This is a genomic window from Vibrio sp. 2033, assembly GCF_033339735.1.
The window spans coordinates 1-573 of the sequence record NZ_JAWOVC010000627.1; the positions used below are offsets into that span (position 1 = coordinate 1).

Sequence of the window (573 nt, forward strand, 5' to 3'; positions counted from 1 at the left end):
TTGTCGGATGCGTCTTTGCTTGCGCCGAAAATGCGTATGCTTGGTCGTGATTTAAATTCAGAACAAGCGGCCGAAGACGAAGCGCCAAGTTGGCAAGTGCTCTACACGACGTATGTGCACACATGCTCGCCACTGCGCAGTGGTGAAACCTTGTTGCCAATTCCACTGTATCGTAATGATCCGACACTCAATGGCGATCATAAAGCGGTCATCAAATGGCAGACGGAATGGCAAGCGTGCGATGAAATCCAAATGGCGGGCGGGTGCCGCGCAGAGCATGCGGCGCTGCACGAGATTTGCGACGTAGACAGTGTGTTGTTCCGCCGCGGTTGGGATTTGCGTGGTCGTATCGAATACATCACCAAGATTCCTACTTACTATTACCAGTATCGCGTAGGCGGTCAGTCGTTGGAGAGCGAGAAAGCACGTAAGTGTCCGAAGTGTGGTGGAGAGTGGCTGCTTGATGAGCCATTGCATGACATCTTCTATTTTAAGTGCGACTCGTGCCGAATTGTTTCGAACATCTCTTGGGATCATATTAAATAGGTTCTCACCTGACGTAACTTGATAGAT

Annotated in this window: 1 protein-coding gene; it reads left to right on the forward strand. The window is 50.3% G+C overall.

Translation table 11 applies throughout. From position 1 onward, the window contains the following. Positions 1–546: Zn-ribbon-containing protein (locus R7P74_RS28165; protein WP_318106135.1), on the forward strand; the 546-nt coding region annotated here is incomplete at its 5' end. Between the last annotated feature and the right edge of the window lie 27 nt (positions 547–573).